We start from the raw sequence: 23,392 nt of genomic DNA on the forward strand, positions 1-23,392 counted from the left end.
GCTCCGTCGCGCGTGGAGGCACTGCGCGTCGCGCTCGGGCCCCTCCTATGGACTACCGGGACAACCCGCCATCAGGGGGTCAACATTGGACGCCGATCGGGGGTCAAGATTGCGCGCCGGTTGACACGACGGCATCGATCGTGAGCGTCCGATAGCGGCCTGAACGTCTTCCACTCATCACGCATGTGCGGCCCAAACGACGCGATGTCGCCCATCGACCCGTGTCCGTCTTCGCAGACTATTCAGCGAAAGCCCCATAGCCGACATACCGACGCGAAGCTAACCTCGCCGGCAGTCCGGGAATGATTTCTTCAGCAGCCTGCTGGGCGGACCACACTCGAAGCCTCTTCCCGTTACAGGGCATGCGCTTCGGGAGGATTCTCGGTTGAGTAAATCCAAATAGTATTGGGGGATATTCGTAAATTGTATCGCCCTTCAAGGCCAAACTCAAAAAAATCCCCCCAATCGCAAGCGGAACTAATGATTTTATCTTTGCATATTTTTTGAAGAAACGCCAAGTCGCACCGACTTGACGCAATTAAGTTCTTTAAAAATATTATATTTTCACGCTCCCCTGACGGAGCTATCATTTTCGGGGAGTGATGCACTTTGTCTGCACCTATGGAGATCCAATACGGTGGATCAAGGGTAATTATAACAGCGCCCTTGGTAGGTTCTATGCAAATCAATTTTTTGTCGATGATATGATCGACCAACTCTGAAAATGAAGACACCCACTTGAAATCACCAACTTCATACCGTTGGCTCTCTTGCTTGACGCGAAACAGTTCCTCAAATCCATCCGTTAGCTTAAAGGCGAAGTCATATAAATTCGGCGCATCAAAAAGTCCCTCTCTCGAAATTTTTATTCTCTTATGAAGTGCCCCAAGTGTTCTGTCCAGCATTGCCAGTATTTTGCTGCGATCTAACTTATCACCTTCCGGGCGATATGGTGGCATTAGCATGAGGTTAGCTGCTGACGCCCATGGTTCACATCCCTCGGAAAAACCTGCCGAACAAACTACCATACCAATATAACGCCGGCCTCCGCCATATTGGTTCATAGCTTTTACAACGGAATCCCATTCCTGCACGTCGCCCGGCGAAGCGCTCTTGGTATATTCTTTGCAGCTAATTAGCAGAGTTATATCCGATATATCGGCGACTATAACATCTACTTCTTTCTTCGGGGGGCCAGAAAAGGAAGCCAGCGCAGGATGATTTGGTGAGTTTACTACAACTATCTTATTGTGTTCCACTATTGAGTTGGGAACGTGCTTGCGCGTTGCGCTGAATACTTCTTCTTCAAATACATTCCGGAACTTCATCGAAATACCTTCTCTCCGGTGGCGAGAATCGATCCGGGAATTAGGTTTTTCGCATATACCTTTCGAAGACCGGATCCTTCTCGAACAACAAAAATGGCGTCCTCCGTCACGCTGAATACCTTTGCGCCAATTTGCTTTCTAATGGTTTTCTTTCCAAATCTCTTAATTTGAAGTTCAAGTACTTTATTTAGTTGATACTTCCCTGATTCGAGCGGCTCTGCGGAATATATATTCAAGTCACCTATATATAAAATTGAGCCAATCTCGTCGTTAACTATAAATCTCCATTCGTCTCCGGCCAAAAGATCGCGCAGTTGATCGGCCTTGACAATCTGGCCCTCCCCATTAACCAATATGATCTGGCTTGGCGGCACAGACATTTACCGCTCCGCATTAACAGGAATATTCGCCAAAATCTCCCGACGCCTTTCTTCGGTCAATAGATGAGATGGCGTTGCCTTACTTCCCTGCACATCCATGAGCGTTGGCTTTCCATCAGTGCCCAGTCCAATCACGTAACCGGGGTCGCCCTCCAAGCAAAGCGCTTTGATGTGAGCCTCACAAGATGGACAATAGACTGATTCTTCTTGCATTGGAGGCAATATCGTGACCGTGCCGCCACAGTTGCACCTAAGCTGAAATGGCTTTCCGCTTTCAAGTGCCTCTCCAGCAACAAACGTATATAAATCATACTTTGGAGTACTCATCGCTTCCACCGCTTAGCGCAGAACGAATGTTCGGCGATGATGCCCTATTCCCAACTTGTTTTTAAATCGCAAAAAACGCAATGATCTACCCTTAAGAACGCCATCAGCCACGTCCCCGTTTCGCTTCCAGGCCGATTGCTGCGTAGGGCGAACGTCCGGTTCCGAATAGCGCGGCTCAGAAGCAGACCGACCACCCCACCCATTACGGCCGCTGAAGCGAAGTCGCGATCACACCCTTTCGACCACGAAGCGTCCACCAGCTCTGCCCGCGAGGCCGGCTTCGATCTCGCACTGCAGAACCGCGAGCTTCTCGGCTTGCTCACGCTGAGCGTCTTGGCGCGTTCGGCCGCGCGTCATGGCGCCGCCTCCAAGATTGGCGCTACCTGCGCGTTGCCATCGTGCACCCGTCCGCCCGTCGTGGCCCCAGCTATCGAGCCCGCCCCTTCCGGCCGCCGACCTGACGGCACTGGAGCAGCCCTGGACTCGCCGGACGGAGGAGAGACGACGGATCGCCAGGACGCTCACCGAGCCAGATCGGGCAATCGGCTTTCTCCAGGATGACCGGCATCCGGTCATGGAATTCCGAGATCATGGCGTTCGCGGCTGTCGTGATGATGCAGTAGGTCCGCGTGATGAGCCCGTTCGGCCAACGGTACGACTCCCACAAACCCGCGAAGGCCATGGTCTGCCCATTCGCCCGAGAAATGGCGAACCGCTGCGGCGGCGAGCCGATCGACCGCCTCTGAAAATAGACATCGACCGGAACGATCGCCCGGCGCCGCTGAAAGGCGTCGGCGAACATCGGAAGCTCGGCGACGGTTTCGGCGCGGGCGTTTCTCGGGCGCGGCGCCGTGGTCGGGCTGCCCGTGTTGTGCGGCAGCAGCCCAAATTCGAGTTCGTCGAGATGCCGGGCGCCGGTCTGTGGATGCAGGCGAACGACCCAGCCTTTCCGCTCGTCGCGTGCGCTCAGCTCCAGCTCAAGATCGCCCTGCGGCTCGTGCAAAGCTCGCGCTGTCACGCCCATGGGACCCTCCCACCGTTGATGTGGATCTTGACTCTTCCATATAGAACAAAATAGGAACATTGTCTCCCTGTTTGGGTCGGAGACGGCATGAAGGACGTTCGGCAGCAAGCCCTGCTGGCGGAGCTACGCGCTCGCGTCAGAGCCCAGGAGATGAACGCACGGCGGGATGGGCCGGTGCCGACGCTCCCATTCGGCGTTCCGGAGCTTGATGCTGTCCTACCGTCCGGCGGGCTGATGTTGGGCGCAGTTCACGAGGTGCTGAGCGGTGGCCCCGATCTCACGCACGCGACGGCGGCCGTGATCTTCGTCGCCGGCATCCTGGCCCGGACCTGCGGAACGGTGATTTGGGCCTTCGGCCGACGTGACCTTTTCGCGCCGGCCCTCGCTGGAGTCGGCCTTCACCCCGATCGCGTCATCTACGTCGAGGCCGGCGATAGCAAAGGTGCACTCCTCGTCATGGAGGAGGCCCTTCGATATGCCGGGCTCGCTGGAGTTGTGGGCGAGATCGAAGGAAAGGTCGATCTCACCGGGAGCCGCCGCCTGCAGCTCGCGGCTGAAGGCTCCGGCGGCCTCGGCCTCATGATTCGCCGGCCGCGACGTCGCGGCGACGACATTACGGCAGAACCGACGGCCGCTCGGACACGATGGTCGATTTCAGCGATCCCATCACCTCCGGCACTCGAATGGTCACCGGATGTGCCGGGTGTCGGACCTGCACGGTGGCGCCTCGACCTTGTCCGTTGCCGGGGTGGCGAGCCGAAGAGCTTTATCGTTGGAGCGTGTGATGAGACGGGTCGTCTCGGTCTTCCTGCCGGCCTGGCCGATCGACAGGGTTCGCCGAACCAACCGCAGCTTGCCGTCGGCTGACCGGCCGATCGGTACGGCCCTTCATGACGGTCGCCGTCGCATTGTGGCGGCCGTCAATGGGGCTGCCCAGGCCGAAGGGCTGAGACCTGGCCTGACGGTGGCGCACGCCCAAATGCTCGTCCCGGAATTCACCGTGATCGACGCAGACCCAACCGCCGATCTGGCCGGCCTGACGCGGCTGGCCGTCTGGTGCCAGCAGCATTATGCACCGCTCACGTCTCCCGACCCGCCCGATGGCTTGTGGATCGATGCCACCGGTTGCACGCACCTGTGGCGTGACGAGCGGGCCATGCTCACCGACCTGCGACAGCGCTTGTGGCAGGCCGGGATCTCCGCACGGGTTGCCATCGCCGACACGCCTGCCGCCGCCCATGCGATGGCCAGGTTCCAGCTGGAAGCGGAATGCGTCGTGCCTGCCGGCGAAGGGGCCGCCATATGTCTCGGGTTGCCAGTCGCGGCGCTCAGGCTTTCGGCGGACACCGTCGCTGGACTACGCCGATTGGGCTTCGACACGATCGGCGCGCTCATGCGCGCCCCCAGAGCCCAGATGGCTCTTCGCTTCGGCGACGAGCCCGTGCGTCGCCTCGATCAGCTGACCGGCCGGCTCTTCGAACCGATCGACCCGATCCTTGCACCGGAGCGCCTACGACGGCGGGCGTCGTTTGTGGAACCGATCTCGACGGCGCCCGCGATCGAGACGGCAATCGATCATCTGGTCCGCCAGCTCGCCGACGATCTGCGGCGCAGAGGGCTCGGAGCCTGCGCGCTCGACCTCGTGGTCGAACGCGTCGATGGCGTTCGGCAGGCTCACCGGGTCGGTCTGGCTCAGCCCTCACGAGACGCATCCCATCTGCGCAAGCTCCTGGTGATGCGGATCGAGAAGATCGACCCCGGATTCGGGATCGACGCGATCAGCTTGGCGGTCGCCATGCAGGCGCCCTTGTCGGCGGCTCTATCCGCCTCCCTAGTCGATCGGGAACTGGCCGGCCGGGATCTCGCACCCTTGATCGACAGTCTCGGCAATCGGTTCGGCGAAGACCGGCTGTTCAGAGCCGCGCTCGTCGAAAGCGACGTCCCCGAACGGTCCTGGCGAGCGATCCCGTCGCTGTCTCGGCCGACCGGCGTGTCATGGCCGGCCGACCTGCCGCGCCCGGCCCGGCTGCTGACGCCGCCCGAACTGGTCGAGACGACGGCGTTGCTACCCGACTATCCGCCCGCCTTCTTCGTCTGGCGCCACGATCGACATAAGACGATCCGGGTAGATGGACCCGAGCGCATTCACGGCGAGTGGTGGCGGTCGGATCGTGAGATTGAAACGGTCCGAGACTATTTCCGGATCGAGGATGAGGCCGGCCAACGTTTCTGGCTGTTCCGGAGCGGCATCTCGAATGACGCCCGTTGGTTCCTGCACGGGCTGTTCGGCTGATGTACGCCGAACTGCAGGCTGCGACGCATTTCAGCTTCCTGCGCGGCGCGTCCGGCGCGGATGAGCTATTTGCTGCCGCTGCCGTTCTTGGGCTTCCGGCGCTCGGCATCTGCGATCGGAACTCGCTCGCCGGCATGGTGCGGGCATTCGAAGCGTCACGCACGACCGGCGTCCGACTCGTTGTCGGTTGCCATCTGGATCTGGCCGACGCGCCAGCGATCTTGGTCTACCCGACAGATAGGAGTGCCTATGGTCGCCTTTGCCGCCTGCTCACGATCGGCAACAAGCGGGCGGGCAAAGGCGCCTGTCACTTGGCCTGGCAGGATCTCGCCGGCTGGTCCGAAGGGCTGATCGGCATCCTCTTGCCGGGCAAGCCGAACGACACCTTGACGGAGCATCTGGATCGGTTTCGGGCGCTATTCGGCGATCGAGCGCATCTGGCTCTGACGTTCCGGCGACGTCCAAACGATGCGATGCGTCTAGAGCGGCTGTCCGCGCTGGCGGCGAAGGCCGGCGTCCAGACGGTCGCGACCGGAGACGTGCTCTATCACGCGCCCGAGCGGCGCATGCTGCAACAGGTCATGACCTGCATCCGCGAAGGCTGCACCATCGACCAGGCCGGTTACCGACTCGAACGAACAGCCGATCGGCATCTGAAGGGGGCCGAGGAAATCGCCCGCTTGTTCAGGCGCTATCCGGCTGCCGTCGAGCGCTCGCTGGAGATCGTCAAGCGCTGCAAATTCAGCCTCGACGAGCTGCAGTACCAATATCCGGCCGAGGTCGTGATCCCCGGCATGACGGCGCAGCAGGCTCTGGAGCACCTGACCTGGGAAGCCGCACCCGAGCGGTATCCCGGCGGTGTGCCGACCAAGGTCGAGAACGCCCTGCGTCATGAGTTCAAGCTGATCGGCGAGCTGGGCTACGCGCCGTATTTCCTGACGGTGCACAGCATCGTCCGGTTCGCCCGTTCGAAGGGCATCCTGTGCCAGGGTCGGGGATCGGCCGCGAACTCGGCCGTCTGCTATGTGCTCGGCATCACCTCGGTCGATCCCTCGAAGTCAGATCTCCTGTTCGAGCGCTTCGTCTCGAATGAGCGGCGCGAGCCCCCAGACATCGATGTCGATTTCGAGCACGAGCGCCGGGAAGAGGTCATCCAGTGGATCTACGAAAACTATGGCCGGCACCGCGCCGCCCTGGTGGCGACGGTCACGCGCTATCGCGCCAAGGGCGCGGTCCGCGAGGTCGGCAAGGTCATGGGGCTGCCGGAGGACGTCACCGCCGGCCTCGCCGGGCTGGTCTGGGGCTGGAGCGAAGACGGCGTCGGAGAAGCCGAGGCCAAGGAGATGAACCTGAACCTCGACGACCGGCGTCTGCGCCTGACGCTGGAGCTGGCGCACGAACTCATCGGCACACCCAGGCACTTGAGCCAGCATCCGGGCGGGTTCGTCCTCACCGACCATAGGCTCGACGAGCTGGTGCCGATCGAACCGGCGGCGATGGTCGATCGTGCTGTGATCCAATGGAATAAGGACGACATCGACGTCTTGAAGATGATGAAGGTCGATGTGCTCGGCCTTGGCATGCTCGGCTGCCTGCGACGCTGCTTCGATCTTCTCGAAGAGGAAAAGTCCGTGAAGCTCGACATGGCATCGGTGCCGCAGGAAGACGCCGCGACCTATGCCATGTGCCAGCGGGCCGACACGCTCGGCACCTTCCAGATCGAAAGCCGCGCGCAGATGGCGATGCTGCCGCGCCTGGCGCCGAAGACCTTCTACGATCTCGTCATCCAGGTCGCCATCATCCGCCCTGGGCCGATCCAGGGCGACATGGTGCATCCCTACCTCCGGCGCCGCGAGGGCAAGGAGCCGGTCGAGTTCCCGCGTCCGGAGTTGGCGGCGGTCCTGGGCAAAACGCTCGGTGTTCCGCTGTTCCAGGAGCAGGCGATGCGAGTCGCGATCGAATGCGCCGGCTTCTCAGGCTCCGAGGCGGACCAGCTTCGCCGGGCGATGGCGACCTTCAAGTTCACGGGCGGGGTGTCGCATTTCCGGGAGAAGCTCGTCGCCGGCATGGTCGAGCGCGGCTATGCGGAGGACTTTGCCGAGCGGACGTTCAAGCAGCTCGAAGGCTTCGGCAGCTACGGCTTTCCCGAGAGCCACGCGGCGTCCTTCGCCTACATCGCGTACATTAGCGCTTGGATGAAATGCCATCATCCGGACGTGTTCTGCGCGGCCCTGCTCAATGCGCAGCCGATGGGGTTCTACGCGCCGGCCCAGATCGTCCGGGACGCCCGGCAGCACGGCATCGAGGTCCGGCCGATCGACGTCAACTGTTCCCGCTGGGACTGCACGCTCGAACCCACGGGTGGCCGATATTCGGCCGTCCGCTTGGGACTTCGGATGACCAAAGGCCTAGCCAACAAAGATGGGGCATCCATCGTGGCGGCGCGAGCCGATCGTCCGTTCGTCTCGATCGATGAGCTGTGGCGCCGTTCGCAGGTCCCTGTGGCGGCGCTTCAGCGTCTTGCGGCGGCAGACGCCTTCTCCTCCCTCCGGCTCGACCGCCGGCAGGCCGACTGGGCAATCCGCGCCCTTCGAGACGAGCCTCTGCCGCTGTTCGCCGCTGCCGACGAGCGGGCCGGACTGTTGCTTCGCGAGGTGGTCGAACCCCCGATCGAGCTGACGCCGATGACGGCCGGCGCAGAGGTCGTCGAGGACTACGGTAGTGTCGGCCTCAGCCTGCGGCAGCATCCGGTCGCGTTCATCCGCGCAGATCTCGATCGAAAGGAAATTCTCCCGGCGATCCGGCTTGCTGAGCAAAAGGATGGGCGGCGCGTCCGAGTCGCAGGCCTCGTCCTCGTCAGGCAAAAGCCTGCCTCGGCCAAGGGAGTCTTGTTCATCACGATCGAAGACGAGACGGCGATCGCCAACCTGATCGTCTGGCCGACGCTGTTCGATCAGCAGCGCCGCATCATCCTGTCGGCGAGCATGCTTGGCGTCCGAGGCCGGGTCCAGCGAGAGGGCCAGGTGATCCATGTTGTCTGCGAGGAAGTGGAAGACCTGACCCCGCTGCTCCGAAGCGTGGGAGGACGGGATGTCCCGGCGTTCCTGATCACGCATGGGCGCGGCGACCAGCCGACGCATCCCGGTGGACCTGATCCCCGAGATGAGCTGGCCCTGGGCGGCCGGAGGGCTCGAGACATGTATAGTCCGGACCTCCGCCTCGGCAGCGGCGTCAAAGTGCCGACACGGGATTTCAGGTAGTGGAACTGCGCAAGGTGTCGCCCTGATTACACGTTGCCGTTGGTCGGCGGGCGCCCCTGACGATCGGACCGAAACCGGTCTATATCGGTGCCCATCTAACCCATGACGTGAGCGCAACGAGGCACTTCAGTAAGCATCCAGTCACATTAGCCGTTATCTGCCGGCGGCTCATCGTCGCTTCTAAGCAGCACTTCCTCCATTTTTTCAGCAGCATCTGAAATATATTCAGACGCCAGCCTCAGCATCCTCAAGGTGTAATCCAGCCGACCTTTCATCAATCCTGCCTGACTGTTTGATTGGGCGGAAAGAAGACGGGCAGCATTGCGCGTATCAAAGCCAATATCTTGAAGCAAGAAAGCAAGGTTATCGAGTGTAAGAAGATGAGAGGAAAGTTCGGGAGGAGGGTCGTTCCGATCGGACTCACCCTCTCCTGAGGACTTCTGGCCAAATAATTGCCATTCCACAAGCGGTACGAGGACATCATCACCATCGTCACGCTGACCAAAGGTGATTACGAGGTTCACGCTCGACGAGCGAATCTGCGTCAAACTCGTTGCGATACCACCAGGCAGGGCTACGTTCTCCTCGACCTTCTTGCGCTCAGTCGTTAAACGCTTAGCTGGGCCAGCTGGGCGAGTGGACCGCTTCAATGGACAAGCTCCTTCTCGGTAGCACTCAAAAGGAGTCGATAGTTGGAACTGTCAATCCTATCTTCCGATGCGAAGTGATAGTCGAGTTTATCTTTTTTCGGATGAATGTCATATCGCCTCATTATCACAACAATATTTGGCGATTCGAACACTCCGCGCAATGCGTCCTCCTTACTCTGTACGGGCGCCGAAACTGGAGCGGGGAGCATCTCCGCACGTGCGCGTTGGCGCTCATTGCGCTCGGAATCAGCCAAGGCCAATCCACGCTGAGTCACGCGAAATGCCGCAATTTTGCCTCGGGGCTCGCGCTCAACGAGCCCATTTGCCGCCAACAGCGTCATGACGCGTGAAAGATTGGCGTCACGCAAACCGAGTTCGGTTTTGATCTGCTCGCGCTCAACGTGAGAGCCCATCTTGCTAGCGAGTAGCTGCAAAATTTCGATGACATGGGCTCTGGCGGTGAGATCCTTCATCATCGAGACGCTGGCGGCTTCGACCGACATCCGAACCAGATCCGCCAGCGCTCGCATGCGCTCCGCTGCGGCTGCACAATCGAGACGCCCCTGCGCGACAGGGTGCTCCTTATCGCGCACCTGGGCTGCTATGCGGCCAGCAACGTCAAGAAGCAGGCGATGCCACGATCTCAACTCATCATCGAGACGATGCTCTACCATCACCCGCCAAGTCCAACGGCATAACGCGGCGTACGCAGCTCGAAAGCCGGTCTCAGTATCGAGCGCCCGCCAAATCGCTGCGCGTGCTGCGCCGACATCGATTTCGTCGCGCGCTAAGGTTTCAAACGCGGTGTCTGTCATTTCGGCCCCCTCGCATGGAAAGCTACAGTAAGCCCAGAACATTTTACAACAGTTTACGATTTCCTCACAAATGAGCACATTGTCACAGCTCACGCCGAAACGTAGTGAAATCGGCACACTCCGCAAGGGCGTCGAGTTGCGCTGATCTTGGATCCTTCAGCGCCTTAAAGACGTAGCCGGCCGGCTCTAATGGCGCTCGCGGATAGCTCTGCTGAACTATGACCGTTCGCGTCCCGAAGCGAACCTTCATGTCATCGGCTACGTCGCGATGAGCGGTCATCGTATTGGGCCGTCCCATCGACAATACCAGCACAAGATCGACATCAAGAGAGATCGCAGGCACAGCCCTGGCCTTGTCGCAAAAATCTTTGCAGATCGCGAGCGCGATCAACTCGCGATCTGTGGCAATAATGTGGACCTTACCGTAAACATTGATGTCCTCGGTCAGCCCATCAAAGCTGAACCGCCGATTTTTGCCGAATGCGAACATCAGATCTCCTCGACCATTTAATACGGGCGCGAGATTCAAATGACCATTCTTGCCTTGGACATGCCATGAACCTGCGATCACCACGGCCGGCAGGAGGGTTTCGAGCGGATTTTCGACAAAAAACGTCTGGACCTGCGTAACACAGGCAGGATTCATAGTCAGTTCCGGCCACAACAACGTGTCACAGCTACCAGCGCGAGCCGCTGCACAATGCCGCTCGATCGCTGCTGGAAGGCCCTCAGCACAATCGGTAGCAGTGACGAGGAAGCCCTTAGCTCCACTTCTTTCATATCGGAGATCGAATCCTGCAAAGAGGGCGGCGCCAAAGATGTGTTCCGCTGGCTTCGGTTCAAGGGCTAGGTCGGTATGCTGCTCGATCAAAATATCGACATCCCCGATCCGCGTCGGGATGACTCGGTGATGGAGGAGCCCACGACGACTGAAGCTCTGACCTGACCTAGGCCCTCCATCGCTAACCACCGAGCGAGGGATCGGAACGACATATTTTTCACCGTCAGATGTAAGCCAACAATCAGGAGCTTCACCCGGATTGGGCTCAGCCCCCTCGAACAGCACTTGGTCGAGAGCACGTAAAACTGCGGCCGCGCGAAAAAGCACATCCTTTGCCGCCCTCGCCGAAGCAAAGCTCTCTGGCCTACCCAAACAACTCGTTTCCCGAAACGCAGCAAGGCTAAGTGCGCCCTCGTCGAACTGATCGAATTCCTGCAAAAGGTTTGCTGGCGTAGTTTCGAGAAGACCATATAGACGAGAAAGCAGCGTTTTCAGCACAGACGGGTCGCGCCATGTGCGCCATAGCTTATCTCGTGCAAATGCCGATAGGCTTTCGATCCACTTCGCGGAGGCTTGTTCCGCCGCACTTTGTCTACCCAAATTGCCTCCTACAGTCTGCGCTTCTTTCCGATCTAGCTTATTATCAATTTATCGTCATGAACACTTATGCCCAGACCACAACTCATTAATGTAACTCGCATTAGCCCCTCTCTCTTGGGGCCAATTCAGCTCTTTTCCGTTATATAATTTCGCATCTCTGAGATAAATACAGGCATCCTTAGAGTGGTTTTCAGCCAATCTGAGATATGCGTTCACAGCATCATCACGTATTCTCGCCATCGGCACGCCCACCGATCTCCAAGCTTCGCCCTCGGCCGGATACTTACTTATAATCTCTTTTGCCAAAGCGATCACATCATCCCATTTCTGATCGGCATAACTTTGCTTGAGCTTCGCGTAAAAAATTTGAGCCATTCTTGCCTGTATATCGCTCTTAACGAACGGCTTTTCGTGTTTAGAGACAGCCGCCTTCTTTAGAGTATCCGGCGTGAGGTCGCTGAACGCCTGCAATGCCTTCTCGCACTCTTCCTCGTAAGCAAGGTCTTTGCACGATTCGTACAACGCCCGAGCATAGTTATACTTAACAACTTCCGGAAAATATTCTATTTTTTCTCTTCCCCATTCGGGTCTGCTCGTTTTGGAATCGAGAGTAGAATCGTAAAACTTCCACATCTGCAGAGATTTATCAATCTCAGCGCAGTCAGCCTCGTGGTCAAGCGCCTCTCTCGCCAAATTAACGGCGGGTAAATTTATTTTTTCTGGAGAAAACGGCGTATACAGTGTCCGCTCTGGGCAATTGAGTGTGACCAAAAAATTTGCCGCCACCCTCTCTTTTCTGATCGGCACCACCTCTCCACGCGGCCTTAGTTCGAGAACAACAGGCCTTCCACTTATAAGTTCGAAGCGATACGCAGAATACCCCGATCCAGCGCCAGCGGCGCCACTGACACTTCTGCCGTCTACGTATAGCTCGCCGTCATAATCCTTTTCTGACAAGTCAGAGCTATCAATATACTTAAAAGACACAGCTACATTATTCCTACTTTCCGGTTCCTTACCGCCTCGCGTCTCCTGAGCAAGACTTGGTGTAGAATCATCTTTGGCGCGAACAGGCTTGTCCGGGCCAGGCGTTACGGATTCAGAGAAGGTCGATGGATTAGCGACAGTAGTCGGAGTTGAGATCGTTAAATCCAGATGCGATTTGGATAAAAAGAACAATGTTCCAAATATTGACACACCGACTCCCAACACTGAAAGGGCGATGGATCTCGTAAAAAAGCGCCCAGAAGCTTCTGCCTTCCGAATTAACAGCCTATAAGTCTGAATCGTGGACAGCTTCCCAACATCAAAACCGAGAGTTCCGATATACTGCCTCACCAGATCCGGCCTATCCGAGGGACGTGCCGATTTGATCATTTTATAAATATTATCGTTTTTGTTCTTCTTATAATAGAATACGGCGATTGCAATTACGCAAATAGCGCCCCATATGGTTGTAACCTTAGCAGCAACTGTAAACATGCTATCTCGCACGATGGCAATCTTGACGAGCGCCTTGCGACGCTGCCTTCAAGAAACTCTTATAGCCGGCTAAAGGCCAAGGTCAATAATTCCTCCTCTATTCGATGCAATTCGCATGTGACGCGATCCTCGAATTTACGCTGAAAGAAGGGGGCGCGAGGAAAGCGATCGCGGCATAAAGTCAGTCGCCTCAGGCGGACGCCTCGCCGTCAAACGGACAGCCATGTCCTGTTCACCACCTCCACGTTCGAGCCATCTTTCTTCGGCTCAAGCAAGGGCGCGTCGAGGGGTTCGAACAGCAGTCCGACCCGAACGGCAACTAACGACCATCGTAAGAACTGCTCCGTCAGGCCTGGATTCTCCTGCTCCAACCGAGCAACCTCGGCTCGAAGCCACTCGATCCTACGGATTCGCCGCCCCGATCGCCGAATCCCCGCCACTCAGCCCCCTGCGTCGGCAATCGACTGCTTGAGCCGTTTATGCGCCATCTCCCAGGCATTGACGCTGCCCGCACGGTTCTGGATCGCCGGCCCTGGCGCACCGACGCCTGATTCCCGTGCCCAGGACCGCCATGATGCGATCCCAGGCTGGCCCGCCGGTTCGGCCATCCAGTAATCGGACAGCCGGCTCAGCACGGGCGTCCATCCGGGCTGATTTCCAGGTCGCGGGTTTCCGAAGGGACAGACGTCACCCAGACGTCACGGTATGCCAAAACGAGGATGGCAAGCAGCTGGCTCACGGCCGGCACGATCGGCTTTGCCCGTCCTCAGCCGGAACTCTCCACACGCAAAATCGTACCGGGTTTCCATCATTTTGATTCAGAAGCACTAGGATCTATCAAGAAATTCAGCGAGTTTCCAAATTAAATCGGAAACTAGTTTTCGAATTTAAAATGTCAGTTTGCTAATAAATTTCGTTATGAAAATGGAAACAATGTATAGATGAATTTTTTATTTGACATCGCTAGATCGTTAACCTCCATATCGACGCCATGAAACTACAGGAGTCGAAACCTTGACAATCAAGAACATTGAAGAAGCAGCATCCCCACTTACTCTCGCCCTGCATAGGTGGCAAACCACACTCCCCTCAGCTTCCAAGCGCTAGTACCTCGAATGCCCGAACGCATCACGCTTCCGGTGTTGGATGCCCTGCCGGACTACATCCCGTCCGATATCGCCAAAATCGTCGCCCATCCCAACGGATTTCGAACGATTGCCGATGACGATGGAATTCCGATTCCTGCCGTTGGTCATTTCCTGCGGGATCAACGCTCAGAATCGACGAGAAACGCCTATCGCGAAGACGTCGCTGAGTTCCTGCTCGCGCTAATGGACTCGGGCGGTGTCGAGTTCGCGGACGCGACTTTCTCCCACACGCTCTTCACCGCGTACCTGAAGTCACTTTGCACCACACTCGGCCAGAACGGTCGGAAGCGTCGCAAAAGTACGGTGACAAGACGAATGGCCGGGCTAAGGAACTTCTTCGAGCATGCCAAAGAAGAGGGTCACATCGACGTCGGGTTCGATTGGAAACGGATCAACCGAATACCCAGCGACTTGTTTAAGGCGTCCACGATCTCCGACGCCCAACGTCTTCTGGAAGGACGCTCGAAGAAGGTTCGGTTCATACCGACCAGGCACGTCGCCCGTGTCCTGAGCGAATTCGGACCAACACTGAGCGAAAACAGCATCGTCGGCGATTATTGGAAGCCCGTTCGAAACAGGCTGACGGCTGAAATATCCTACAGCTGCGGGACTCGCATCGATGAGATTACTCATCTGCTGGTGAACCAGATTCCCAGGCCGCGCCAATTCAGTCCCGACCGGGCCTACGATCCTGACTTCGAGTTTTGGCTGCGCGAGCAACCTTCTGTGCCTGTCAGGCTTGCATGGACCAAGCGATTGGTCGAGCGTACGTGCTTAGTTCCGGCCGACCTGCAGTGGGCCATCTGGTGGTACATCGAGGTCGAGCGTGCGGCTGTTCTGGAAGACGCGCGCAAACGGCTTGGTCGAGACGAATGGCAACGCCGATGCTTCGACAAAACGGGGCGTCACGGCTGGTTGTTCTTGAACGGATCGGCCGCTGCTGACGCTTACGTGGGCGGCCGATTCACTGCCAACGCTCTCAGTAAGATTATGGCCAAATGCGTGGTCCGGGCGGGGCTTTTCAAGGAAGAAGCAATCCCTGATCCTGAGAGTGGCGAGCCAATCCTGGAGATCGTCCCAAACTATAGCTTCCATGACTGGCGGCATACCTTTGCGATTCTACAGTACCTCAGCAAATGGATCCACGGCGGGCGAACCAAAGCGGCTGAGGATGCGGCCATCCGACACGTCCAAACTTTGCTGGGGCACGCATCGCCGGAAACGACGCGCAACTGGTACCTCGATGTGGCTCGCGCCTGCGAAGCCGAGATCTCCGACAGGTTCGAAAATCGGTTTGCTGGCCTGCGGGGTATTGCGTGATGCGCGGTCGCAAACCATATTCTCGGGCCTTCTCGACGCCAGCGGAATCAACAGAACTGCCGATTCCATTTCCGCTGCGTGGCCCCGGCGTTCATGAGTTCATTGACGAAGCGTCGGTACCTCGTCTCGTCGTGCTATTCTCATTCCCGCGAAGGCGCGTAAAAGGATGGCCGGAAGGCACTTGGCCCTGCTATTTCGACCAGCTTCTACCACGCGGGGAACTTGGACGGCAGTTCGCTCAAAAGCTCTTCGAGCATTTCGAAGTCCTTTCTACAGCCTCTAAACGAACTGCCGTCTGGTACTCAAATAAATTTGTCAAATTTCTGAACGAAATTGATCCATTATTTGAGTTTAATTCGATAGATCGACTTCCAAATACGTTCGGTTCTTCTTTTAGGAACTGGCTTAGAAAACAAGAAAACTTCGGCCAGACCTATCAAAGGAACGCCGTAGACGTCATTCGACCAATTTTCCGCGCAATTGGCGCTTCCTCGATGGAACTTGCGCAAAATAAGGCGGCTGAATATGACGATGACAACGAAGAAAACGTCAACACCGCCCAAGCCCGTATTGTCAACTTTCCGAGCCCACGCACCGACCGTGCTCCTTCTCGCCCCAAAGCAGTACTCACAGATCTTCAGATCTCCCAGATCCTAAATGATTGTCGCGTTGAAATCGAGACAACCATGGACTTGCTAGATCGCGGCCAATCCATGATTGACGAAGCCACGCCTTATCTGAAGGCGAGCTACACTCGAAAAGAGTTTCGCCACCTCCCGACCCTCCTTGCTGTCATCGAGCGCGATTACGGCGGAATACTGCCACCCTATAGAGAGATGCTGAAAAAAAATCGAAGCCTCGCCCATGCTATCTGGCTTGAGCACGGCGGCCGGGCAGAGGTTCTAAAATATTTTGGTGCAACAAATGATACTATTGTTCCCTTTGTACTAACTCTAGCATTCCGAACTTTTTTCAATCCCACCCCCCTCCTGGACTTGAGACAATCTCTATGCTCCTCACAGCATTGGCTATGGGGAGATCTTTGCTGGGAAATTCTCAGCGGTGAACTCAGCGATGAGGGCCAAAGGGAGCTTCAGCGAAAGGTTGATTGTGGGCAGGATCCGGCGACGGCACGACGGGAGGTGTTGATGGCCTATAAGGGGCGGTCGTCCTCAATCGTCTCACGTTCCTTCCGACCGTCAGATGATTGGGATAATCCTGCGAAACTCCTGAGGCAACTGGCTCAGTTAACACGTCGGTGGCGTCCGTATGTCCCACCAGAAGATGCCGATCATGTTTTCATTTCGGTTCCACTAGCTGCGCAAGGCACCGCGCGGCCAAGGGCATATTGGTCCACAAACTGCATCAGCAATGACATTAAATGGACGTACTCTCTAAAGAAATTCAGAGAACGCCACAATCATCCAAAATATTCTCTACAAACGTTCCGCATTACTGGAACCGACTTGATCTATGAGATGACCGACGGCGATACGGAGGCTGCACGAGCCGTTCTCAATCACAAGAACGCTGATACGACCAGGAATGCCTATCAGACCAATAGCAACAACAAGCGCGACGGCGATCGCCTTGCCGCCATGACAGGTCGGCGAACGCGCTTTGCTGAGACCGGCGGTCACTCACGGAACGACTATGTAGCCTGCACGCCAGGTTTCGGCTGTGCCGATCCATACGACAGCCCAATCCTCGGACAACGTAAAGGCCGTCTTTGCACAGCTTTCGGTCGTTGCCCAGCCTGTCCGATGAGTCTTGCCGCCACAACAAACGCCCGATCGGTCGCTTATATGCTCCGACTAGAAGCTGCATTTGTTGACGCTGCCTCGAAGGTCGATATGTCGCGATACAACTTCACCATTGGACCCGAACTCCAAGCGCTCAAATCCGAATGGCTCCCTCGCGTAAGCGATGGCGTGCTCGCCACAGCGCGACAGATCCTTCCCAGCCTCCCCACCTTTCCCAATATTGAATGATGACCACCTTGAAAGCTACTTTGACAGAGAGAGAAGAGAATCTTTTTCATCATCTTTCCGAAAGGGAATTGATCGAACATGATGAAAGAGGACCACGTATATCTAATTGTAGCTTCTGGCATGACGTGGAATGGATCTTCTCAATATCAACACCCGGCCAGGTCACGCACCTCGCCAAGTTTAACTTCAAAATCCTTCTGCGCCCCCAAACCGACGAATACGAAGCAGAATTTCTAACAAGCGATCAATACCGTCAACTACTTGACGAGGTCAGACGATTCCTTTGGTCGCGAATCGAAGACGGTGCCAAAGGATCGAGCTTAAAGCGCGGTTCGATTGGTAAATACCGTACAGAAATCTCCTGTTTTCTCCGGTGGCTTGCATCCGAGGGCTATTTCTCGTTTGGCGACGTCCCCCCGGGTGCTGTCGAGTCTAGCTTCATCCCCTTCCTCACGACCGAATTAGCTCGATCGAACAAAGACGAGGAGCACTCAGTCCAGACCATAAAGAATTACCTTCAAGTCCCCGTTCGGCTTTTCGAACAGAATGCCGTCATGTCTGATGGCGTGAGTCTGCTTCGTCACGACCCATTTCCCCACTCCTCGCCGCTTGCGGAAGCTGCGAAACTAACGACAAAGCTAGCGCGGCAAATCCCCGTTGTCCCAAGTACCATCTTCGCGGCGACAACGGGCGTAATGCTCACATGGCTCGATCACATCATTCCCGACATCCTCCGGTTCCAAAGTATCTTTCTAAGCGACGACGGTCCGCATGGTGCGCGGGCGAGGACGCACTCAAAAAGGAACCGTCATCGTGACGACGAGATCAGGCAGCGCCTGATCAAAGAAGACTTCGCCTGCTTGCCAGGAGAGATTTTACCCTGGCGAGAGCGGTTCGTTCTCTATGAGTCGATGGAGGGACGTCATAAATCGGTGGGTCACCAACTGCGACGCGTCGTCGTAGATGGCGTCTCCGCATGCGTCTTGACGATATTAGCTCTCGTCGGGATGAGGCTGTCGGAGGTGTGCGGACTGATCGGCTCACTTAATTTGGAAACCGGGCTTCCCAATTGCGTCGAGATCGAGCCGACCTTGAATGGGCTTTTCGAGGCTTTCTATATCACCGGCCATATTTACAAACGGCGCCACATCCCACAGAAGCATCGCTGGGCCGCTGGCCTTCGGTCGGCGGGCTCAACAGAGCTTCCTCCCGCGATCCTCGCTATCAAGCGCCTTCACCAACTGCTTGAGCCGTGGCGCGATCTTGCACGGCCCGATGATCCGACGTCGGATCAAACACTCCATAACCAACTACTGGTTCGGTTCAGGTATATCCGTGAGTTTCCTCGCAACCGAGACGGCATGGCGCCCATCCTGGCACGACTTCTTGCGCAACAGATGAAGTCGTGGTTGTTCCGCCACGGCAAGGTTCCTGCCGACGTCAATATTCCCACTCCGGCATGGCGTAAGTCCTATGCGCTTCAGACGTACATGATCGACCCGCAGCTCTTGCCTGCGATTTCCAGGCACTTCGGCCACGTCTCGGAAATGATCACGTATTCGAGTTACGTGGAGGGAGCAGACCCAGAGCTAGAACGGTACCGAGATGACGTCGCATACAACGAGGTTGCCCAATTTATGGCTGCCGTCCGGCGTGGCGAGATCCAGACAGCAGGGAAGATCCCGGAAGCGATCGTGGCGAACAGGCAAAACCTAGATGCCCATTTCGCGTCTCTTTCGGAGAGCGAGATCATCGACGCCATGACGGACGAACTCCGGAAATCGAACATACGTGGTTTCGGCGCCCCCTGGGGAATCTGCATCTACCGTCGAGAATGGTCGCGATGCGAAGGCACCACCTGCGGCCCGAATTTCGAGAAAAGGAACACTGAAACCTGCTGCTCGTGCGCCAATCTGGTGATGCTCGAACGGCATTACGATTTCTGGCAGGACCGGAAGGCTAAAACAGAGAAGAGCCTCGCCGAATTTTCTGCCTTCGAACCAGGCGCAGGCATCATTCCGGTCCTAAAGGCTCGCCTCGCTCAGTCGGATAAGATCCTCAATGCCCTAAAGGTCGCCGCGTGATGGCTGTCAACGAGCAATCCACACTTCAGGCGCGGGTCGAGGCCGCGCTTGCCCGCCTTCGGGCCGGCGCGCCCCTCGACGAGAAAAACATTCGTGTTTTCGAGGCTGCCCATCATCATTGTGAGCCGGTGACAATCAATGTCAGCATGCTGGCTCGTGAAGCAGACTGCAGTCGTACGACTCTCTATGATCGCTGCTCTCACCTCCTCGCTTTGATCGGCGCGCCCGACGGCACTCCTCGGACCCCGCCGAAGGCTGCCGAAGCGAAGGACGAGGACGTGGAGACCTTGGCAGCGAGGCTCCAAGTCGAGTTAGCCGCTGAGCGAGCTGCGCTCGCCGAAGTAAGGTCGGAGTGGGCGGATTCTCGACGCGAACTCAAACTGAAATCAAAGCAGCTGCGAAATGCTCAAGCCGTAATCCACGTGCTTCAACAGGCCGTGATAGAACTGAATAATCAGGTCGCGAATCTGAACGCATCGCGGCAGGTTTTGATTGATCGGAACCGGAAACGGAAGCCGATGCCTGGTGATGGTTCGCCCCAGATCTTGTCTCTCGACGGGCGGCACGAGCCTTAGCGATGAGCTGGTGATCTGGACCGCGAAATCGACCGTCGTCCGGATCACTGGCTCAGTTTGGCAAGGTTCCGGCCTCGGGTCGAAACGGTTCTTCCATTGTCCTAAATCTGCCGATCTGCACCGCCAGTGATGAGGCTATCTGGTAAGGCGGCACGTCGGATGGGCGAACAGGTTGGACACCTGAATGAGAAAAATGCCCGCCGACGCAAGGTGTTCTGTCGCTTGACACTGGACAGTACGTTTCCGAGTAATACACCCCGGCAAGTACTCGTTCAACAGCTTCGCCGGCAAGGTCATCCTCGTGCCGACCACCAGCTTCATGCTGAAATGGGTCAAGGGCGAGGTGGGCGGCCATAAGCTCGACGAGAACCTGGCCGAGGTCGGGCTCATCACCAAGGACGCGTTCGAGTGCGGCCTGCCGCTCTCGGTCGTGATCCATATCGACTACACGCGGGCGCCTGAGGTCATCCAGCGCTTCGGCGACGTGCAGAAGCTGGTCGAGCAGACGCTCGACCCGATGGTGAGCTCGTACTTCAAGAACTCGGGCCAGACGCGCACCTTGCTGCAGCTGCTGCAGCAGCGCGCCGAGATCCAGGACATTGCGACGCGCGAGATGAAGGAGAAGTTCGAGCGCTATTCGCTGGAGCTGCAGGAAGTGATGATCGGCACGCCGCGCTCGCTCGCGGGCGACCAGAGCATCGAGCGCATCCTCGACCAGCTGCGCCAGCGCGAGGTGGCGCGCGAGCAGGTCGAGACCTACAGGAGCCAGCAGGAGGCCGCGATCAGCGAGAAGGCCTTGAACGAGACGCGTGCCATTGCCGCCCAGCAGGCGGCCTTGACCCAGTCCAAGATCGCGATCGAGGTGGCGCAGAACCAGGGTTCCGCCAAGGTCGAGCTGGCGAAGCGCACGGCGGAGGAGACGGTGCTGACCGCCGAGGCCCAGCGCCGGCGCCAGACGCTCGAGGGCGAAGGCGAGGCCGCGCGCGTCAAGGCGGTCGGCGATGCGACGGCGAGCGCGACCCGGGCCCAGGTCGACGCCTATGGCGGCGCCCAGTACCGCCTGGCCGAGATGGTGCTGACCCGCTTCGCCGAGGCGGCCGAGCGCGGCCAGCTGCAGCTGGTGCCGCAGATCCAGGTCGGATCGGCGGGCGACTCGGGCGGTGCGGACCACGGCATGCTGGGCGCGCTCATGGGCCTGATGCTGAAATCCGTCGTGGCCGACGGTGGGCTGAAGCAGGTGCCGCCGCCGAAGGACTGAGGCGGCGCCTTCGGGCCCGGGGGCATGTCCCGGGCCCGAAGACGGGCCTCCGCAGAATCTCCGAGACAATGTTCTCTTTTTGTTCTATGGTCGCGTTTCGTTGAGATCAGAACGAAGGCGGAACGAGATGAGCGCGATCCGATCGACCAGGACCTGGAGTTTTGCCCGACTTGCCGGCCGTGTCACTGCAAAACGCAACCGTCGCGCGATCATCAATATCGACAGTTCGGGCCTGGGATCGGACAGCTGGCCGGTCTCGGTCGCCTGGCGCATCCTCGACACCGGCCGCGAGGGCCATGTGCTGATCAAGCCGGCGCCGACCTGGCACGGCTGGGATGCGGAGGCCGAGGCGATCCACGGCATCAGCCGCGAGCGGCTCGCCCGCGAGGGTGTCACTCCGCCCGAGGCGGCAACGGAGATCGCGCTGGCACTCACCGGCCTCGAGGTGCATTCGGACGCCCCGGCGCTCGACCAGATGTGGCTCGACAAGATCTTCGAGGACGCCGCCAGCCTGCAGGCGCCCGCCTTGCGCCGCTACGGCGAGCTGTTCCCGGGCGCTGCACGCCGCGACTACCAGGCGCTGGTCCGGGCGGCCGGCGCCCAGGCGGCACAATGGAAGGCGCTCGCCGATATCCGCCGCCTGGCCGCGGCAGTGACGCTCTACGAAGCTCGCTAGCCCCCTCCCGTCCCTCGTCCGGTCGCGCGGCCGAGGGACAAATAGCCCTCGTCCGTCTCTCCCGACGGACGAGGGCGGCGCCCGCGAGCGGAGTTTCCCCCTACTTCACCCCACCGTCGGTCAGGCGGTACCAGGCGACAATTGCCGAGACATAGAGCCGGTTCAGCGCATGGGCAGGGATGGGCGTGATCGGCACGACCGGCAGCGGCAGTTCGGCCTGGTTACCCGAGCCCAGGTAGCGCGCGAGCGCCCGGCCCATGGTCGTCTGCAGCCCGACGCCGCGGCCCATGCAGCCGATGTCGACGAGCAGGCCCGGCGCCGGCTCGTGCAGATGCGGCAGGTAATCGCGCGTGACGGCAACCCGGCCGCACCAGCGATAGGCGATCGGCGTGCCCTTTGCTTGCGGGAACAGCTTGCCCAGCACGCGTTCCAGATGTGCCCAATCGTCCGCACCCCTGGGCTCGCGGAACGGCCCGCGCCCGCCCATCAGCAGGCGGCCCTGGTGGTCGAGGCGGAAATAGAGCAGCAGCTTGCGCGTGTCCGACGAGACATGGCCCTCGGGCAGAATGGTCTTGCGCACATTGTCGCCGAGCGGCTCGGTCGCGACCTGGAAGGAATTGACCGCGATCACGGTGCGGCGCAAGCGGGGCACGACATCGCCGGTATAAGCATTGGTCGCCATCAGCACTTGGGCCGCATCGACCGCGACGCCCCGGTCGGTCTCGACCCGCCAGCGGTCGCCCTGCCGTTCGAGCCGGGTCACCGCCGTGCCGCCATGAATGCGCGCACCGGCGGCGAGTGCGGCGCGCGCGAGGCCGCGGGCGAAGGCCAACGGCTGGATGGCGCCGCCGCGCTTGTCGATCCAGCCGCCGAGATAGGAATGCGAGCCGAGCTTGCGCGCGACACCGTCGCGATCGAGCAGCTCGGTCGCGACGCCGCGCGCCGCCCATTGCTCGGCCCGGCGCGCGACCTCGCCCAGGCCCGCCTCGGTATGCGCGCCCTGGATCCAGCCGTTACGGACGTGGGGCACGTCCATGGCATGCCGGCCGATCAGGTCGAACACGGTGTCCGCGGTGCTGCCGGCGAACGCGACCAGCTGGGGCCCCGCCTCCGGCCCGAACTTCGCCTCGAGCTCCAGGGGATCGTATTTGAGGCCGGGAATGACCTGGCCGCCGTTCCGGCCCGAGCCGCCCCAGCCGGGCTCGCGCGCCTCGAGCAGCACCGTGTCGGCGCCCTGCTCGGCCAGGTGCAGCGCGGCGCTCAGCCCGCAATAGCCACCGCCGACGATGCAGACGTCGGCCCGAGTCGCCTCGCCCAAAGGGGGTGTCGCAGCCGCCGGCGGGGCCGTCGCGGCCCAGAGCGAGGGCGACAGGGGAAAGGGCTCGGTCATCGGTCGGTCC

The 23,392-nt window shown here is 58.9% G+C and carries 18 protein-coding genes; 9 read left to right on the forward strand and 9 right to left on the reverse strand.

Features of this window, described 5'->3' with window-relative positions; all coding sequences use genetic code 11:
• Positions 1 to 353: 353 nt before the first annotated feature.
• From IEY58_RS12385 to IEY58_RS12395, 3 genes are all read right to left on the reverse strand, one after another.
• The gene (locus IEY58_RS12385) at positions 354 to 1,328 is read right to left on the reverse strand and encodes a PDDEXK family nuclease (RefSeq protein WP_189046130.1); all 975 of its coding nucleotides are present in this window, start codon (positions 1,326 to 1,328) and stop codon (positions 354 to 356) included.
• Entirely contained in the window at positions 1,325 to 1,708 is a 384-nt protein-coding gene (locus IEY58_RS12390) for a hypothetical protein (protein WP_189046133.1), read from the reverse strand. Before IEY58_RS12390 ends, IEY58_RS12385 begins: the two co-directional genes overlap by 4 nt.
• 754 nt (positions 1,709 to 2,462) lie before the next feature.
• Positions 2,463 to 3,059, reverse strand: coding sequence for an SOS response-associated peptidase (locus IEY58_RS12395; RefSeq protein ID WP_189046135.1), 597 nt, complete (start codon positions 3,057 to 3,059; stop codon positions 2,463 to 2,465).
• A gap of 87 nt (positions 3,060 to 3,146) precedes the next feature.
• Between IEY58_RS12395 and IEY58_RS12400 the strand changes: the two genes are divergently transcribed.
• Genes IEY58_RS12400 through IEY58_RS12410 form a run of 3 tightly spaced genes read left to right on the forward strand, consistent with a single transcriptional unit; the run spans position 3,147 to position 8,612 of the window.
• The gene (locus tag IEY58_RS12400; protein ID WP_189046137.1) at positions 3,147 to 3,926 is read left to right on the forward strand and encodes an ImuA family protein; all 780 of its coding nucleotides are present in this window, start codon (positions 3,147 to 3,149) and stop codon (positions 3,924 to 3,926) included.
• 43 nt (positions 3,927 to 3,969) lie between these two features.
• Positions 3,970 to 5,352 carry a Y-family DNA polymerase gene (locus tag IEY58_RS12405; protein WP_229743679.1) on the forward strand — a complete coding sequence of 461 codons (1,383 nt, stop codon included), beginning with the start codon at positions 3,970 to 3,972 and terminating at the stop codon, positions 5,350 to 5,352.
• Positions 5,352 to 8,612: an error-prone DNA polymerase gene (locus IEY58_RS12410; RefSeq protein WP_189046139.1), complete on the forward strand. Its 3,261-nt coding sequence runs from the start codon at positions 5,352 to 5,354 to the stop codon at positions 8,610 to 8,612. The genes IEY58_RS12405 and IEY58_RS12410 overlap by 1 nt, the downstream gene beginning before the upstream one ends.
• Before the next feature lie 146 nt (positions 8,613 to 8,758).
• Here the strand turns inward: IEY58_RS12410 and IEY58_RS12415 are convergent, their stop codons facing one another.
• From IEY58_RS12415 to IEY58_RS12435, 5 genes are all read right to left on the reverse strand, one after another.
• A complete protein-coding gene (locus tag IEY58_RS12415; protein WP_189046141.1) occupies positions 8,759 to 9,262 on the reverse strand; it encodes a hypothetical protein in 504 nt (167 codons plus the stop codon).
• On the reverse strand, positions 9,259 to 10,077 hold the full coding sequence (locus tag IEY58_RS12420) for a hypothetical protein (protein WP_189046143.1): 819 nt from the start codon (positions 10,075 to 10,077) through the stop codon (positions 9,259 to 9,261). The genes IEY58_RS12415 and IEY58_RS12420 overlap by 4 nt, the downstream gene beginning before the upstream one ends.
• A gap of 82 nt (positions 10,078 to 10,159) precedes the next feature.
• A complete protein-coding gene (locus IEY58_RS12425) occupies positions 10,160 to 11,356 on the reverse strand; it encodes a hypothetical protein (RefSeq protein ID WP_189046144.1) in 1,197 nt (398 codons plus the stop codon).
• Positions 11,357 to 11,512: 156 nt separating this feature from the next.
• Complete coding sequence (locus IEY58_RS12430) at positions 11,513 to 12,940, reverse strand: tetratricopeptide repeat protein (RefSeq protein ID WP_189046146.1); 1,428 nt, start codon at positions 12,938 to 12,940, stop codon at positions 11,513 to 11,515.
• A gap of 440 nt (positions 12,941 to 13,380) precedes the next feature.
• Positions 13,381 to 13,575: a hypothetical protein gene (locus IEY58_RS12435; protein ID WP_189046148.1), complete on the reverse strand. Its 195-nt coding sequence runs from the start codon at positions 13,573 to 13,575 to the stop codon at positions 13,381 to 13,383.
• Between the two features lie 480 nt (positions 13,576 to 14,055).
• Here IEY58_RS12435 and IEY58_RS12440 point away from each other — a divergent pair, with 480 nt between their 5' ends.
• The 6 genes from IEY58_RS12440 (at position 14,056) to IEY58_RS12465 (ending at position 21,992) form a co-directional block, all read left to right on the forward strand.
• Entirely contained in the window at positions 14,056 to 15,408 is a 1,353-nt protein-coding gene (locus IEY58_RS12440) for a tyrosine-type recombinase/integrase (protein WP_189046150.1), read from the forward strand.
• A complete protein-coding gene (locus tag IEY58_RS12445) occupies positions 15,408 to 17,399 on the forward strand; it encodes a hypothetical protein (protein ID WP_189046152.1) in 1,992 nt (663 codons plus the stop codon). The genes IEY58_RS12440 and IEY58_RS12445 overlap by 1 nt, the downstream gene beginning before the upstream one ends.
• Positions 17,396 to 19,483, forward strand: a complete 2,088-nt coding sequence (locus IEY58_RS12450; protein WP_189046154.1) for a hypothetical protein — start codon at positions 17,396 to 17,398, stop codon at positions 19,481 to 19,483. The genes IEY58_RS12445 and IEY58_RS12450 overlap by 4 nt, the downstream gene beginning before the upstream one ends.
• Positions 19,483 to 20,058: a hypothetical protein gene (locus IEY58_RS12455; RefSeq protein WP_189046156.1), complete on the forward strand. Its 576-nt coding sequence runs from the start codon at positions 19,483 to 19,485 to the stop codon at positions 20,056 to 20,058. Before IEY58_RS12450 ends, IEY58_RS12455 begins: the two co-directional genes overlap by 1 nt.
• A gap of 250 nt (positions 20,059 to 20,308) precedes the next feature.
• Positions 20,309 to 21,316, forward strand: coding sequence for an SPFH domain-containing protein (locus tag IEY58_RS12460; RefSeq protein ID WP_189046739.1), 1,008 nt, complete (start codon positions 20,309 to 20,311; stop codon positions 21,314 to 21,316).
• A gap of 127 nt (positions 21,317 to 21,443) precedes the next feature.
• Positions 21,444 to 21,992, forward strand: coding sequence for a 3'-5' exonuclease family protein (locus IEY58_RS12465; RefSeq protein ID WP_189046158.1), 549 nt, complete (start codon positions 21,444 to 21,446; stop codon positions 21,990 to 21,992).
• Between the two features lie 100 nt (positions 21,993 to 22,092).
• Here the strand turns inward: IEY58_RS12465 and IEY58_RS12470 are convergent, their stop codons facing one another.
• Positions 22,093 to 23,382 (reverse strand): NAD(P)/FAD-dependent oxidoreductase, encoded by a 1,290-nt coding sequence (locus tag IEY58_RS12470; RefSeq protein ID WP_189046160.1) that lies wholly within the window; start codon positions 23,380 to 23,382, stop codon positions 22,093 to 22,095.
• Positions 23,383 to 23,392: the final 10 nt, after the last annotated feature.

This window comes from Aliidongia dinghuensis (assembly GCF_014643535.1).
Lineage (GTDB): Bacteria > Pseudomonadota > Alphaproteobacteria > ATCC43930 > CGMCC-115725 > Aliidongia > Aliidongia dinghuensis.